Origin of the sequence: uncultured Flavobacterium sp., assembly GCF_963922255.1 — a bacterium.
GTDB lineage: Bacteria > Bacteroidota > Bacteroidia > Flavobacteriales > Flavobacteriaceae > Flavobacterium.
The window spans coordinates 268,310-283,428 of the sequence record NZ_CAWUIC010000001.1 but is presented as its reverse complement, the minus strand read 5'-3'; the positions used below and the strand labels follow the sequence as shown (position 1 = coordinate 283,428).

Annotated in this window: 19 protein-coding genes; 9 read left to right on the top strand and 10 right to left on the bottom strand. The window is 30.0% G+C overall.

The genetic code is table 11. The annotated features are described in order from the left end of the window. Positions 1-52 precede the first annotated feature (52 nt). The 5 genes from AABJ49_RS01365 (at position 53) to AABJ49_RS01345 (ending at position 5,472) form a co-directional block, all read left to right on the top strand. Positions 53-1,492 (top strand): Na+/H+ antiporter NhaC family protein, encoded by a 1,440-nt coding sequence (locus AABJ49_RS01365; protein WP_338375438.1) that lies wholly within the window; start codon positions 53-55, stop codon positions 1,490-1,492. Between the two features lie 153 nt (positions 1,493-1,645). Then, complete coding sequence (gene katG / locus AABJ49_RS01360; RefSeq protein ID WP_338375436.1) at positions 1,646-3,829, top strand: catalase/peroxidase HPI; 2,184 nt, start codon at positions 1,646-1,648, stop codon at positions 3,827-3,829. A gap of 250 nt (positions 3,830-4,079) precedes the next feature. Then, the gene (locus AABJ49_RS01355; protein ID WP_338375434.1) at positions 4,080-4,715 is read left to right on the top strand and encodes a peroxiredoxin; all 636 of its coding nucleotides are present in this window, start codon (positions 4,080-4,082) and stop codon (positions 4,713-4,715) included. Between the two features lie 83 nt (positions 4,716-4,798). Beyond that, a complete protein-coding gene (locus AABJ49_RS01350) occupies positions 4,799-5,107 on the top strand; it encodes a thioredoxin family protein (protein ID WP_338375433.1) in 309 nt (102 codons plus the stop codon). Positions 5,108-5,214: 107 nt separating this feature from the next. Continuing rightward, entirely contained in the window at positions 5,215-5,472 is a 258-nt protein-coding gene (locus AABJ49_RS01345) for a hypothetical protein (protein WP_338375432.1), read from the top strand. 94 nt (positions 5,473-5,566) lie between these two features. Here the strand turns inward: AABJ49_RS01345 and arsB are convergent, their stop codons facing one another. From arsB to AABJ49_RS01295, 10 genes are read right to left on the bottom strand one after another with little or no spacing between them, the layout of a single operon-like run. After that, entirely contained in the window at positions 5,567-6,598 is a 1,032-nt protein-coding gene (gene arsB / locus AABJ49_RS01340) for an ACR3 family arsenite efflux transporter (protein ID WP_338375430.1), read from the bottom strand. Positions 6,599-6,603: 5 nt separating this feature from the next. After that, a complete protein-coding gene (locus AABJ49_RS01335; RefSeq protein ID WP_338375428.1) occupies positions 6,604-7,311 on the bottom strand; it encodes an aromatic aminobenezylarsenical efflux permease ArsG family transporter in 708 nt (235 codons plus the stop codon). A gap of 3 nt (positions 7,312-7,314) precedes the next feature. After that, positions 7,315-7,755 (bottom strand): nitrophenyl compound nitroreductase subunit ArsF family protein, encoded by a 441-nt coding sequence (locus AABJ49_RS01330; protein WP_338375426.1) that lies wholly within the window; start codon positions 7,753-7,755, stop codon positions 7,315-7,317. Between the two features lie 12 nt (positions 7,756-7,767). Further along, positions 7,768-8,226: a DinB family protein gene (locus AABJ49_RS01325; protein WP_338375424.1), complete on the bottom strand. Its 459-nt coding sequence runs from the start codon at positions 8,224-8,226 to the stop codon at positions 7,768-7,770. Positions 8,227-8,228: 2 nt separating this feature from the next. Beyond that, entirely contained in the window at positions 8,229-8,546 is a 318-nt protein-coding gene (locus tag AABJ49_RS01320; RefSeq protein WP_338375422.1) for a permease, read from the bottom strand. A 23-nt stretch (positions 8,547-8,569) separates the two neighbouring features. Next, the gene (locus AABJ49_RS01315) at positions 8,570-9,202 is read right to left on the bottom strand and encodes a permease (RefSeq protein WP_338375420.1); all 633 of its coding nucleotides are present in this window, start codon (positions 9,200-9,202) and stop codon (positions 8,570-8,572) included. Between the two features lie 2 nt (positions 9,203-9,204). Continuing rightward, positions 9,205-9,438: a thioredoxin family protein gene (locus AABJ49_RS01310; protein ID WP_338375418.1), complete on the bottom strand. Its 234-nt coding sequence runs from the start codon at positions 9,436-9,438 to the stop codon at positions 9,205-9,207. Positions 9,439-9,464: 26 nt separating this feature from the next. Next, the gene (locus AABJ49_RS01305) at positions 9,465-10,076 is read right to left on the bottom strand and encodes a protein-tyrosine-phosphatase (protein ID WP_338375417.1); all 612 of its coding nucleotides are present in this window, start codon (positions 10,074-10,076) and stop codon (positions 9,465-9,467) included. A 10-nt stretch (positions 10,077-10,086) separates the two neighbouring features. Next, positions 10,087-10,563, bottom strand: coding sequence for a DUF6428 family protein (locus tag AABJ49_RS01300; RefSeq protein ID WP_338375416.1), 477 nt, complete (start codon positions 10,561-10,563; stop codon positions 10,087-10,089). A 58-nt stretch (positions 10,564-10,621) separates the two neighbouring features. Next, positions 10,622-10,945 carry a metalloregulator ArsR/SmtB family transcription factor gene (locus tag AABJ49_RS01295; RefSeq protein WP_338375414.1) on the bottom strand — a complete coding sequence of 108 codons (324 nt, stop codon included), beginning with the start codon at positions 10,943-10,945 and terminating at the stop codon, positions 10,622-10,624. A gap of 135 nt (positions 10,946-11,080) precedes the next feature. On the opposite strand from AABJ49_RS01295, the gene tpx reads away from it, so the two are divergent. Genes tpx through AABJ49_RS01275 form a run of 4 tightly spaced genes read left to right on the top strand, consistent with a single transcriptional unit; the run spans position 11,081 to position 15,115 of the window. Next, entirely contained in the window at positions 11,081-11,578 is a 498-nt protein-coding gene (tpx, locus tag AABJ49_RS01290; protein WP_338375412.1) for a thiol peroxidase, read from the top strand. Positions 11,579-11,584: 6 nt separating this feature from the next. Continuing rightward, positions 11,585-11,959: a diacylglycerol kinase family protein gene (locus AABJ49_RS01285; protein WP_338375411.1), complete on the top strand. Its 375-nt coding sequence runs from the start codon at positions 11,585-11,587 to the stop codon at positions 11,957-11,959. Between the two features lie 38 nt (positions 11,960-11,997). Beyond that, a complete protein-coding gene (locus tag AABJ49_RS01280; protein ID WP_338375410.1) occupies positions 11,998-14,472 on the top strand; it encodes a DNA translocase FtsK in 2,475 nt (824 codons plus the stop codon). A 1-nt stretch (position 14,473) separates the two neighbouring features. Beyond that, positions 14,474-15,115, top strand: coding sequence for an outer membrane lipoprotein carrier protein LolA (locus tag AABJ49_RS01275; protein WP_338375409.1), 642 nt, complete (start codon positions 14,474-14,476; stop codon positions 15,113-15,115). The last annotated feature ends 4 nt before the right edge of the window (positions 15,116-15,119 follow it).

The window sequence follows — 15,119 nt, the reverse complement described above, 5'->3', positions numbered from 1 at the left end:
GAAATCTTTATGCCGTTTTTTTTTTATATATTGCGTCTTCAAAAAATAATTCATGGATAATAAAATCAATAAAAATAAAGAGCTAAACATATGGGAAGCTCTCGTGCCTGTCTTTTTTTTAATGGTGCTTTTGGCTTACAACATTTTTTTCGCAGATGGTGCTTTATTGGGTGATTATTCAAATCAATTAATTTTACTACTTTCAGGAAGTGTTGCTTTAGTTATGGGCCTTTTTAATAAAGTAACAATACATAAAATGATTCAAGAAATTTGGATTAATATAAAAAGTGTATTTGTCCCTATAATAATTCTTTTACTTGTAGGTGCTTTAGCTGGAACTTGGTTAGTTAGTGGTATAATTCCCGCAATGGTTTATTATGGATTACAAGTTTTAAGTCCAGAAATTTTCTTACCTGCTTCTGTAGTAATTTCTTCAATCATTTCTATAGCTACTGGTAGTTCTTGGACAACGTCTGCTACAGTTGGTATAGCTTTAATTGGTATTGGAACAGCTTTAGGAATTCCCTCTGGAATGATTGCCGGAGCAGTTATTTCTGGAGCTTATTTTGGAGATAAAATGTCACCTTTAAGTGACACGACAAATTTAGCACCTGCTATGGCTGGGACAGATTTATTTACTCATATTAAATATATGTCTATTACAACTGTTCCAACTTATATAGTTACGCTAATTGTATTTGCAATTTTAAGTTTCACGACTGAAACTACTGGAACAACCAATTTAAATTCAATCTTAGAAACTATTAAAACAACTTTTAACATTACACCTTATTTATTTGCAGTTCCTTTAATGGTAGTTGCTTTAATTTTATTAAAAACAAAACCACTCTTAGCTCTATCTGCTGGTGTAATTGTTGCAGCAATTTTTGCTATATACTTTCAACCTCAAATATTAATATCCATAGGGGATTCTACTTTATCTTCAATATCTAGTGCAGTTTTCAATGAGACAGCAATTATAACTGAAAATGTTCAACTAAATGATTTATTTAGTTCTAAAGGAATGATTGGAATGCTTTGGACTATTTTATTAATTCTATCAGCTATGGTATTTGGTGGAATAATGGATGCTATAGGAGCTTTAGCTAGAATAACTGCAGTTTTATTATCCTTTGCAAGTTCTGTTTTTGGATTATTTGCTAGTACAGTAATCAGTTGTTTAGGTTTAAATATCGTTGCTTCAGATCAATATTTGGCATTAGTTATTCCAGGTAAAATGTTTAAAAAAGCATATGAAGAAAAAGGATTAGCTCCAGAAAACTTAAGTAGAACGCTTGAAGATTCGGGTACAGTTACTTCAGTTTTAATTCCATGGAATACTTGTGGAGCTTATCAGAGCGGTGTTTTAGGCGTTGGTGTTGCAGAATACTTTATTTATGCAGTGTTTAATTGGTTAAGTCCAATAACTACTTTATTTTTTGCTGCATTTAATATTAAAATTAAGCAATTAGCTTCAACTATTAAAGGATAGTTTTTCTATAAGAATAATCTATTTAAAAATAAAAAATAACCATTACTTAACTACAGTAGTGATTTTTTTATTTGTAATTTTGATAATCAATAAGTACATCTTTAAGAGTATTATCAATTAAATAGCATTAATTCTAAAATATTAGCAAACTTTATGGAAAATTCAAACAACATCAGCAAATGCCCCTTTCATCAAAAAGAAGATATCGTTAAAAGTACAACCAGTAATCTAGACTGGTGGGAAGATGCTCTTAATTTTGATATTTTACATCAGCACGATTCAAAAACAAATCCATTAGGTAAAGATTTTAATTATGCAGAAGAATTCAAAAAATTGGATTTAGAAGCTTTAAAAACAGACCTTAAAAACTTCATGACTGATAGTCAATCTTGGTGGCCAGCAGATTGGGGTCATTATGGTGGTTTAATGATTCGTATGGCTTGGCATTCTGCCGGAACATACAGAGTTTCTGATGGTCGTGGAGGAAGCGGTTCTGGAAGTCAACGTTTTGCCCCTTTAAACAGTTGGCCAGACAATGTTAGTTTAGACAAAGCAAGACGTTTGTTGTGGCCTATTAAGAAAAAATATGGAAATAAAATTTCTTGGGCAGATTTAATGATATTAGCTGGAAATATGGCTTATGAGTCCATGGGTTTAAAAACATTTGGTTTTGCTGGTGGTCGAGAAGATATTTGGCATCCAGAAAAAGATGTGAATTGGGGTGCTGAAAAAGAATGGTTAGCCGAAACCAAAAATAGATATAACGATGTTGAAAATCGTGAATCGTTAGATGGTCCTTTGGCAGCTGTTCAAATGGGTTTAATTTATGTAAATCCTGAAGGTGTTGATGGTCAACCAAATCCGTTAAAAACAGCAATTGATGTGCGAACAACTTTCAAACGAATGGCTATGAATGATGAAGAAACCGTTGCATTAACTGCTGGTGGACATACTGTTGGTAAAGCTCATGGAAATGGAGATGCTTCTAAACTTGGTAGAGAACCAGAAGCTGGAGATTTGCATGAACAAGGTTTAGGCTGGCATAATCCTTCTAATAGCGGAATTGGTGCTGATGCAGTAACCAGTGGAATTGAAGGAGCATGGACAACAAACCCTACGAAATGGGATAATGGTTATTTCTATTTACTTTTAAATTATGATTGGGAATTAAAGAAAAGTCCAGCTGGAGCTTGGCAATGGGAACCTATCAATATAAAAGAAGAAGACAAACCTGTTGACGCTTTTGATCCTACAAAAAGAAATAATCCAATCATGACTGATGCTGATATGGCCATGAAAATGGATCCTATTTACAGAAAAATTTCAGAAAAATTTTATGCAAATCCTGATTACTTTACAGAAACTTTTGCCAGAGCTTGGTTTAAATTGACGCATCGTGACTTAGGTCCAAAAGATCGCTATTTAGGAGCAGATGTCCCACAAGAGGATTTAATCTGGCAAGATCCAATTCCAAAAGTAGATTACACTTTATCAGATGCTGAAATAGAAGAATTAAAAACAAAATTACTAAATAGTGGTCTATCAAGAAGTGAATTAATTACTACAGCTTGGGATAGTGCAAGAACATTTAGAGGTTCTGATTTTAGAGGTGGTGCCAATGGTGCAAGAATTCGTTTAGCTCCACAAAAAGATTGGGCAGGAAACGAACCCAAAAGACTTCAAAAAGTACTAAATAAACTTACCGAAATTCAATCAGGTTTAGCTAAAAAAGTTAGTTTGGCTGATTTAATAGTTCTTGGAGGTTCAGCAGCTGTTGAACAAGCAGCTAATGATGCTGGTTTTAATGTTAATGTGCCTTTCACTGCAGGAAGAGGTGATGCCACAGACGAAATGACGGATGCTGAATCATTTGCTGATTTAGAACCAACACATGATGCTTTTAGAAATTATTTGAAAAAAGATTATGCTGTAAAACCAGAAAAATTAATGTTAGACAGAGCGCAATTAATGGGATTAACCGCTCCAGAAATGGCAGTTCTTTTGGGAGGAATGCGAGTTTTAGGAACTAATTACGATGGAACTAAACATGGTGTTTTTACAGATAATGTAGGAGTTTTAACTAATGATTTCTTTGTGAACTTAACAGACATGAAATACACGTGGAAAGAAAATGATCAAAATACATATGATATAATTGATAGAAAAACTGGTGAATCAAAATGGACTGCTACTAGAGTTGATTTAGTTTTTGGCTCAAATTCTATTTTAAGATCTTATGCCGAAGTTTATGCACAAGACGATGCTAAAGAAAAATTTGTAAAAGATTTTATTAAAGCTTGGAATAAAGTTATGAATGCTGACCGTTTTGATATATAATTAATTGAGTTTTTAATAATTATTTTAAAATATAAAACCATCTTAAAAGATGGTTTTATTATTATTATAACAATTTAAACAATAAATAAGTAAGAAATTCATAAAATTAAAGTTAAAAAAATAGTAAGAAATATATTGATAATTATTCTCTATATCTTAATAAAAAGAAAACATCATATTAATTCTTAAATGTATACTGCTTTTGTAAATTTGCATTAGAAAATCAATTATTAATAATAAATAAAAAACAATGGCATTAGTAGGAAAAAAATTCCCAAACATTACAGTTGACGCAATTTCTCATATGGGAGATAACTTAAGAATTAACGTTTTAGAAGAAGCAGTTAACAACAAAAAGAAAGTAGTTTTATTCTGGTATCCAAAAGACTTTACTTTTGTTTGCCCAACAGAATTACATGCTTTTCAAAATGCTTTAGGCGAATTTGAAAAAAGAAATACAATGGTAATTGGTGCTTCGTGTGACACTAATGAAGTTCACTTTGCTTGGTTAAACACTGCAAAAGACAACGGTGGAATTGAAGGTGTTACTTATCCTCTTTTAGCTGATACAACTCGTAATTTAGCTGCTAATTTAGATATTTTAGATGCTGAATGGGTTTTTGATGAAGCATTAAATGACGAAATTTTAGAAGGTTCAAACGTAACTTTCAGAGCTACTTACTTAATTGACGAAGAAGGAAAAATTTTCCACGAAAGTGTAAACGATATGCCATTAGGTAGAAATGTAAACGAATATTTACGTTTAATCGATGCATACACTCACGTTCAAACTAAAGGTGAAGTTTGTCCAGCTAACTGGGAAGAAGGTAAAGAAGCTATGAGTGCTGATAGATTAAGTACAGCAGCTTATTTAGCTCAAAACTAAAAACAAAAATTCCAAATTTAAAATTCCAAATTCCAAGAATATAACTTTGGAATTTGGTTTTTTTTAACTTCAAATTTAAAATTATGTTTACAGAAATAGAACAAGATAATTTAGCAGAAGTTGTAGCTTCAAATGATACAGTTGTAGTACAATATTCAGCCACTTGGTGTGGAAATTGTCGCATTATGAAACCAAAATTTAAAATGTTGGCTTCTCAAAACGAAAATATTCCATTTTTAATGGTTGATGCTGAAAAATTTCCAGAATCAAGAAAATTAGCAACCGTTGATAATTTACCAACATTTGCTACTTTTAAAAACGGAAAATTAGTAAATCAAACTCAAACTAATAAGTTAGAAGTTTTAACGGAATTGGTTAGTGAAGTAATATAAAATAAAAGGGTTAAAAGTTTAATAGGTTATAAGTAACTCAAGCCTTTTAATCTTTTAAACACATAAACTTCAGTATTGATGAGATACTGAAATAAATTCAGCATAAAATGAAACTACCTGTAATAAAACAACTAACACAATTCATCGAAGATAACGATCAAGATTACTTGATTGAAGCGATTGAAGTTCTTGAAAATCTAACAGAAGTTTCTTCTCTAAAAGATGAAGAATTAGACGTTATTGGTGAATTAATCTCAAACATGTATGGAGCTCTTGAAGTTCACAAAATGGTCAAAGAAGGAAAAGACAAAAAAACAGCTTTAAATGATTTTATGAAGCGAGTTTTAGGCTCTATCGACAAATAAGGACAGTTACCTTAATATTTAAACCATTAAGATATTAAGACAATTTAGAAATACAACTCTAAATGAAACTTAATATCTTAATGGTTTTTTTAGATTATTTATAAAACTTTTTCTTCAACCAAAAAGCCACATTAACTAATATAATCAAAGCAGGAACTTCTACTAAAGGTCCTACAACTCCTGCGAAAGCTTGACCACTGTTGATGCCGAAAACTCCAATGGATACAGCAATTGCCAATTCAAAATTATTTCCAGAAGCTGTAAAAGATAAAGCTACAGCATCACGATAATTTGCTCCAATTTTTTTGGCTACAAAAAACATCAAAAAAAACATAATAGTAAAGAAAATTACTAATGGAATTGCTATTCTAACAACGTCAAAAGGCAAATCAACAATCATTTCTCCTTTTAAACTAAACATTACAACAATTGTAAACAATAAAGCAATCAATGTAATTGGTGAAACAAACGGAATAAATTTCTGATTAAACCATTTATCACCAATATATTTCTTTATAAAATAACGACTAGCAACAGCTAACGCAAACGGAATTCCTAAATAAATTCCAACCGTTTTTGCTATTTCAGCTACTGTAATGTCTAATTCTAAACCTTTTATTCCGAATAAAGGCAACATTACTTCCAAATAAAAATAAGCGTAAAAACTAAAAAATAATACTTGAAACAAACTGTTTAATCCAATTAATCCAGCTGTTAATTCACGGTTTCCTTCAGCCAATTCGTTCCAAACAATAACCATGGCAATACAAGGAGCAATTCCAATGATAATTAGACCTGTCATGTATTCTGGATAATCTTTCAAGAAAAATGTCGCTAATAAAAACATTAAAAATGGTCCAACAATCCATGTAATTATAAATGAAATTCCAAGTAATTTGGGTTTTTCAAACATCAATGGAACTTTTGAAAAATCAATTTTTGTTAAAGGCGGATACATCATTAAAATTAATCCAATTGCTAAAGGAATATTTGTTGTTCCAGAAGAAAAGGAGTTAATAAAATCAGCTGAATTCGGAATAAAATAACCAATTCCAACACCCAATAACATCGCTAAAAAAATCCAAAGCGTTAAATATTTGTCTAAAAATCCTAATCTTTTTTTCATTCTTTTTAAATTAATTTAAGATATATAAAAATATAATAGAAACCTGTTAAAACAAACAAAATTCCTGCTATTAAGCGCATTACCTTTTCAATTTTAGTAATGATTTTAAAATATTTACCTACCTTTTGCATACTAAATGCAATTAGAAACGTAAAAAATAATACTAAAGAACCTGCTCCTATTGCGTAAAAAAAAGGCAAAGCAAAACCAATACTGCTTTTAATACTCATTGGAATTAATATTCCAAAATACATTGCTCCACTATAAGGACAAAATGCCATAGCAAACAAGGAACCTAATAGAAAAGAGCCCAATAATCCTTTGTCTTTAAATTTATTCTCTAACTTTTCTGTAAAATTTGATTTTCCAAAAAAATTCAATTTAATTATATTTAACATTACTAAACCAATAAGTACCATAACAGGACCAACAAATTTTTCACCATTACCTTGAAAAAATTTGGCAACTTGAAATTTACTAGCTCCAAAAATAATGATTAAAGCAATTAAAGTATAAGTCAATGCCAATCCCAAAGTATATAAAAACCCACTCAGGAGCACTTTCTTTTTACTTGACAATGTTTTTGAAATATAAGCTGTTGCTGTAATATTTGTAGCCAAAGGACAAGGACTTATTGCAGTCATTAGCCCTAAAAGTAATGCTCCAAAAATGGGCATATTAGCATCGTTAAAAAATTGATTTACAGTTTCCATAAATTATTCTAAAACTTCTTCTATTTTAATTTTTAATTCCGGTATAAATTCATTGGCTTCATTTGCTTTATCAAATGCAAAATCACTCCAATCAGAAATATTGTCTTTTCCATCAACCACTTTGTTAATCATTAAAGCTGTTCCAGTTGCTTGAAATTTTTCAGCTAAAGCTTCATTTTTATCATCATCCACATCAATAACTTGATACACAATTGCATTTGATTTTAATTTATCAGAAAAATATTTATCTAATGTAGCTTTTGTATTTAATTTCATGTTTTTACATGTTTCACATTGACGTGTTCCATGAAAAGCATAGATTTCTAATCGATTATTAGGTAAAGAAACTGAAGTAACATCACTATCTGTTTTCAACACTGTTTCCTCTTTTTTACAAGATATTATTGTAAAAATAAAGAGTACTAATAAAATACTTTTTTTCATAATTATTTGTTTTTAAATTGTACCATATTTATTGATAATTGCCATTTGACCAGCATGATAAGCCGTATGAGAAACAATTCTTCCAAAGGCTTCTGATTTAGTTTTTGTTCCAAATTCGTTAGTAGTAATAGACGTTTCCCAATCTTCATCACTTTGTTTTTCAACAATTGATTTTAATGATTCAAAAGAAAGAGCAACATAGTCTTTCAATTCTTGAAGATTAGTCCATTCACCTGTATCTCTTTTATCTATAACTGTTTTTGCAATAACTTTTATGTCTTTATTATTAAAAACATTTTTTGCAAAAAGCAATTCCACATCTCCAATATGACGAATAAGAAATCCTATACTATTAACAGATGGTGCTAACTTTTTAGCTAAATCATTTTGTGTTAGAGTTGCTAATTGATTCGTAAGTCTTGTTCTGGATTCCATCCAAAGTTCCAAAAAAAGTTGCGTTTTTGTTTTCATTTTTAAAGTAAAATATTAAATAAATATCCAGAAATAATAATAAAAAATGTAATCACTGAAAAGAAAATGGCTATTAACTTCCAAGTCATTACTTTTTTGAGTAAAGTCGCTTCTGGTATTGATAAACCTACAACTGCCATCATAAAAGCAATTGCAGTTCCAATAGGAATTCCTTTTTGTACAAAAACTTGAATAATTGGCAAAACACCTGCTGCATTGCTATACATTGGAACTCCAATAATTACAGCTAACGGAACAGCAAATGGATTGTCTTTACTAATATAATCTTCAAAAAAACCTGTTGGTATAAATCCATGCATTAAAGCACCAATTCCAATTCCGATTACAACATAGAGTAAAACGCTTTTATGATCCCCATAGCTTCTCTAAAAATCAATGGCAATCTTTGAACAAAAGATTGTTTTTCAATTTCTAAATCACTTTCTTTTTCTGCATTAAGCAAGACTTGTTGTACCCAAGGTGACAAGTGTTTTTCAAGATTTAATTTTCCTAAAACAAAACCACCAATCATTCCCAAAATGATACCACTTGAAACATATAAAATTGTAGCTTTTAAACCAAACATTCCGATAAACAAAGCAATTGCAACTTCATTAACTAAGGGAGAAGTGATTAAAAAAGCAAACGTAACTCCCAATGGAATTCCACCTTTTACAAATCCAATAAATAAAGGAACTGAGCTACAAGAACAAAAAGGAGTAATAGCTCCAAATGTTGATGCAAAAAGATATTCTAAACCAAAAAGTTTATTGCGAGAAAGATAATTTCTGATTTTATCAACTGGAAAATAAGAATTTACAATTCCCATTATAAATGTGATAAGAAACAATAAGATTAAAATCTTAATCGTGTCATACACAAAAAAGTTGAGTGAATCGCCCAATTTACTTCCTTTTACAATGTCAAAAATGGAATAAATTAACCAATCGGAAAAGTTTTGCAACCAGTCAAACATAATTACTTAAGTGCTTCTAAAATTTCGGCTTCACTTGGAACTCTCCCTTTAGTTACAATAACTTCATCGACTACAAAAGCAGGAGTTGACATGATGTTATATTCCATTATTTTTTGAATATCTTCTATCTTTTCAACTGTTGCCTCAATATTGTTTTTCTTAATTACATCGTTAACCACTTGTACTGTTGTATTACATTTTGCACAACCTGTACCTAAAATTTTAATTACTTTCATTATTTATATTATTTTAGTTAAATTATTTATTTTGCTATTTTTGAAAATACGTAATGCATTTCAGAAGCAATTTCTAGACTTCTTTCAGCATATTTTTCATTCATTAAATCGGTTCCGTCAAAGGCTTTTGGATCTTCATATCGAATAGGTAAACGCTTTTCTGCTCCAAAAATAAACGGACAACCTTCATCTGCAGACGAACAAGTCATAATCGCAGCAAATTTTGATTTTGGATTAAATGCAGCATCATATTTTTTTGAAAAACAAATGATAGGATGAGCATTTTCGTTAAATTTTACAGCATAGACTGGATTTTCAGTTTCACTTAATTTCTGAATATGAAACCCTTGATTTTCTAGTGTTTCAGCTATTTTTGGAAACATTGCAGTAGCTTCTGTTCCACCAGAATAACAAAAAACATTTTGAATATTAAAATGCAAAGCCATTGTTTGTGCCCAAATTTGGGATAAATGACTTCTTCTGGAATTATGAGTGCAAATAAAATTCAAACGAATTTCTTCGTTAGAATAAACTTTATATTGAATAAAATCAATTAAAGGTTGAAGTACTTCTTTTCTTTCGTTTGAAATAGAAATTTTACTAAATATTTCTATAGTTGTATTTAATTCTTTAAACATATATATACTTTTAACAACAACCTGAATCTGGTGAACAACAAGAAGTTTCTTTTTGTTTCCACTCACCTATTTTAACTTTTGGCTTTTCTGCTGGAATTCCACATTTATCTTTAGCCAAACAATCCGTTACTTTTGAAATTAAAAGAAAGTTCGTTCCGTCAAAATCCAAATCAAATTTACCAATAGTATCTTTCATTTGGTATTCCACTTCAATCTCTAAATCTGGAATTTGTAATTTTTCTTCAGACAATTCAATAATATGAACCAATTTTTCTGGATGCAATCTGTGATCATAATCATTTGCTTCCCACAATTGAAAATTGGCAACTTCTTCCTTTCTAACGGCTCCACCACAATCGATAAAGTGTTTTATTGTCTTACCTACTTCTGTAACGTGAAAATGAGTAGGCACTAAATCTCCATTTGGTAATTGAAAAGCAATAGTTGCTAGCTTTTTTAATTCCTTTTTTATTTCTGATAATTTCATTTTTAGATTTTTAGATTTTTAGACTTCTATAATCTAAGAAGTCTAACTTGTTTAATATTTAACAACATTTATTTTTTAATTCTCTGGAAATTTCAGCAAAATAGTTTTCAATCATTTCAATAGTTTCTGGATTTAAGCAATAACAAATTGCAGTTCCTTCAATCGTTCCCTGAATTATTTTTGAGTTTTTCAACTCTTTTAAATGTTGTGAGATTGTTGGTTGTGCTAAGGGAAGTTCGTTCACAATATCTCCACAAATACAAGAATTGACTTTCAGTAAATATTGAATTATTGCAATTCGTGCAGGATGAGAAAAAGCCTTAAATAAATTGGCTAATTCATTTTGTTCCTCTGAAAAAAAATCTGATTTAGATGCTCCCATATATCTTATTATTATATTGCAATATTACGATATAATAATTTAGTGTGCAATTATTTTTATAATTTTATTAAATAAATTTGCCTTTCCCTATTCCAAATTTATTTCTTACTTTTGTTCTTTAAAATTTATAAGAAAATGGCATCAATAACTTTAGGAGGAAATCCGATATTAACATCAGGTGAATTACCAGTAAAAGGAATAAAAGCACCTAATTTTAAATTAGTAAAAGACGATTTATCAACAGTAACTTTAGAAGATTTTAGAGGATCTAAAGTTGTTTTAAATATTTTTCCAAGTATAGATACAGGAACATGTGCAGCATCAGTTAAAACTTTTAACGAAGAGGCAAGCAAATTAAAAAACGCTAAAGTATTATGTATTTCTAGAGATTTACCATTTGCTCAAAAACGTTTTTGTGGAGCAGAAGGTTTAGAAAATGTAATTAATCTGTCAGATTTCAAAGACGGAAGTTTTGGAAAAGATTATGGATTAGAAATTGTTGACGGACCATTAGCAGGTTTACATTCAAGAGTTGTGATTGTTTTAGACGAAAACGGTACAGTTATTCACTCTCAGCAAGTTGCAGAAATTGCTGATGAACCTAATTATGAATCTGCTTTATCTTCACTTTAATTATTTATGAAATTCGTAAAAGATGAAACGCTTTTTACTGGAAGAATTAAAAGCATGGGATTTGCTTTTAAGGGTGCTGTAAAGCTCATAACAACTGAACATAGTATAATGGTTCAAAGCTGCTTAGCTGTTATAATGATTATTGCTGGTTTCTCTTTTGGTATTTCTCACGAAGAATGGTTAATTCAAACTTTAGCTATTGGTTTAGTTTTAGGAATTGAAGGTTTAAATACTGCTGTTGAAAAAATTGCAGATTTTATTCATCCAGATTATCATGAAAGAATAGGTTTCATTAAAGATATTGCAGCAGGTGCCGTCTTTTTTGCAGCCTTAACAGCTATTGCAATTGGATGTATTATTTATATTCCACTAATATTTTAAGTAACTTTGAATAAAACCTTAAATTAAGGTGAATTTATATGGCTAAAAAGCAAACATCAGCTCCAAAAAAAGAAAAAAATGCTCCTAAAAACTATAGGCAGCATAGATTTGTTTTAGGGTGTATATTAGTTTTAACAGCTATAGCTTTATTAATTTCTTTTATATCACATTATGTAACGGGTAATTATGATCAAAGCCAATTAGGTTCTATAATTGATCGAACTGATAAAACTCAAAATTGGTTAGGTAAATTTGGTGCTTATTTAGCTGATTTCTTCATTTATAGAGGTTTTGGTATAGCATCGATTATATTTGTGAAGTCAATATTGATGATAGGAATATATTTTATTTTAGATATTAGTATATTCAAATTAAGAAAATCGCTGTTTTGGGATTTTTACCTAATCATTACCTTTTGTTTATTATTCGGTTTTTTTTGGGATCAATTCCCTAATTTATCAGGAATTATTGGATACGAAATCACTCAATTTATTCAAGATTACGTTGGAAAAATTGGAACTTTACTCCTACTTATTATCGTAGTGATTGCTTTTTTAATTTTCAAAATGAAAATGTCTCCCGATAAAATTAAAGACAAAGTTGAAAAAATTAAAAACAATATTCCAACTCCAGTTTTTGAAAAAGAAAATAAAGTTGAAACAGATGAATTAGAAAATAATTCTCTTGAAAATATTGATGAAAACACACCTAAAGAATTTATAATTAAGGAAGATGAAGAAGCTATTTCTAAAATTGAATTAAAACCAAATTCATCTTTTGAAATTGACAAAGAAAGTCTAAAACCAACTATTGGGCATCCATCAGAATTGTCGTTAGAGCCAAAAATAAAAGAAACTCCTAAAGTTGAAGAAAACTTCTATATTGAAGACAAAGCTAAGAAAGTCATTGAAACTAAAGATGATGGATTTGTCATTGAAACTACTGAAGAAGAAGAAACTATTGAAGGTAATTTAGCCGCAAAAATAGTTGAGAATTTTGGTGAATTTGACCCAACATTGGAATTATCAAATTATAAAATGCCAAGTGTTGAATTACTAAAAGAATATTCATCTGGTGGAATTACTATCAATCAGGAAGAGTTAGAACAAAACAAAAACAAAATTCTAGAAACTCTAAAAAATTATGGAATTGGAATTTCTCAGATTAAGGCAACCGTTGGTCCAACTGTAACATTATATGAAATTGTTCCTGAAGCTGGTGTTCGAATTTCTAAAATTAAAAACCTAGAAGACGATATTGCTCTTTCATTAGCCGCTTTAGGTATTCGTATTATCGCACCTATACCTGGAAAAGGTACAATTGGTATTGAAGTTCCAAATGCAAATCCAACATTGGTTTCCATGAAAAGTGTAATTTCATCAACCAAATTTCAACAGTCTGAAATGGAATTGCCTATTGCTTTAGGTAAAAATATATCAAATGAAACTTTTGTTTTTGATTTGGCAAAAATGCCACACTTATTGATGGCTGGTGCTACAGGTCAAGGTAAATCTGTTGGTTTAAATGCTGTGTTAACATCTCTTCTTTATAAAAAACATCCAGCAGAAGTTAAGTTTGTTTTGGTTGACCCTAAAAAAGTGGAATTAACGCTTTTTAATAAAATAGAAAGACATTATTTGGCAAAGCTTCCTGACACAGAAGATGCAATTATTACTGATAATGCAAAAGTAATCAATACCTTAAATTCACTTTGTATTGAAATGGATAACCGTTATTCTTTATTGAAAGATGCAATGGTTAGAAACATCAAAGAATATAACGAAAAATTCAAATTAAGAAAACTTAATCCAGAAAATGGTCATCGCTTTTTACCATATATAGTTTTAGTAGTTGATGAATTTGCCGATTTAATAATGACAGCTGGTAAAGAAGTAGAAACTCCTATTGCACGTTTAGCTCAATTAGCTCGTGCTATCGGAATTCACTTAATCATTGCTACACAAAGACCTTCTGTAAACGTAATTACAGGTATGATTAAAGCCAATTTCCCAGCCAGAATAGCTTTTAGAGTTACTTCAAAAATTGACTCTAGAACTATTTTAGATTCAGGAGGAGCTGATCAGTTAATAGGTCGTGGAGATTTATTATTTACACAAGGAAATGAAATAGTACGTGTGCAATGTGCCTTTGTAGATACACCTGAAGTAGAAAAAATAACAGATTACATCGGATCACAAAAAGCTTATCCTGAAGCATATCAATTACCAGAGTATGTTGGTGAGGAAAGTGGCACAAAACTTGATATGGATATAGCCGAAAGAGATACACTCTTTAGAGATGCTGCAGAAGTTATAGTAACAGCTCAACAAGGAAGTGCTTCTTTAATACAAAGAAAACTTAAATTAGGTTACAACAGAGCTGGAAGAATAATAGATCAATTAGAAGCTGCTGGAATAGTTGGTCCATTTGAAGGAAGTAAAGCTCGTTCAGTATTAATTCCAGATTTAGTAGCCTTAGAACAATTTTTAAATAATGAACAAAACAACTCATAAAATGAAAACTTTAATTAAAGTCGTAGTATTATTTTTATTTACTTTAAACATTCAGGCTCAAGATGCCAAAAAAGCAAAACAACTTTTAGATGATGTGGCTACAAAAGCTAAAGGTTATACTAATATTGTTATTGATTTCAAATATTCGTTGCAAAACGCTAAAGAAAACATAAACCAAGACAGTAAAGGAAATGTTGCGATAAGTGGTAATAAGTATGTATTAAACTTCATGGGTGTAACAAAAATTTATGATGGAAAAAAAACCTACACTATTGTTCCTGAAGACGAAGAAATAACTATTTCAAGCGGAAAAGATGATGATAATGAGATTACTCCTGATAAAATGCTGACTTTTTTCCAATCTGGATATTCTTATGCGTGGGATATTTCTCAAAATATTAAAGGAAGAAAAATTCAATATATCAAATTGAAACCTACTAGTTCTAAAGATAATGTAAAAGAGATATTATTGGGAATAGATACTTCAACTAATCATATTTATAACATGATTCAAACAGATAAAAAAGGAACAAAAACAACTTTAACTGTTAATTCTTTTAAAACAAATCAGCCTTTATCAAAAAATCATTTTACCTTTACCGAATCAAAATATTCTGGCTATTATATCAATAGATTAGACTAAATAA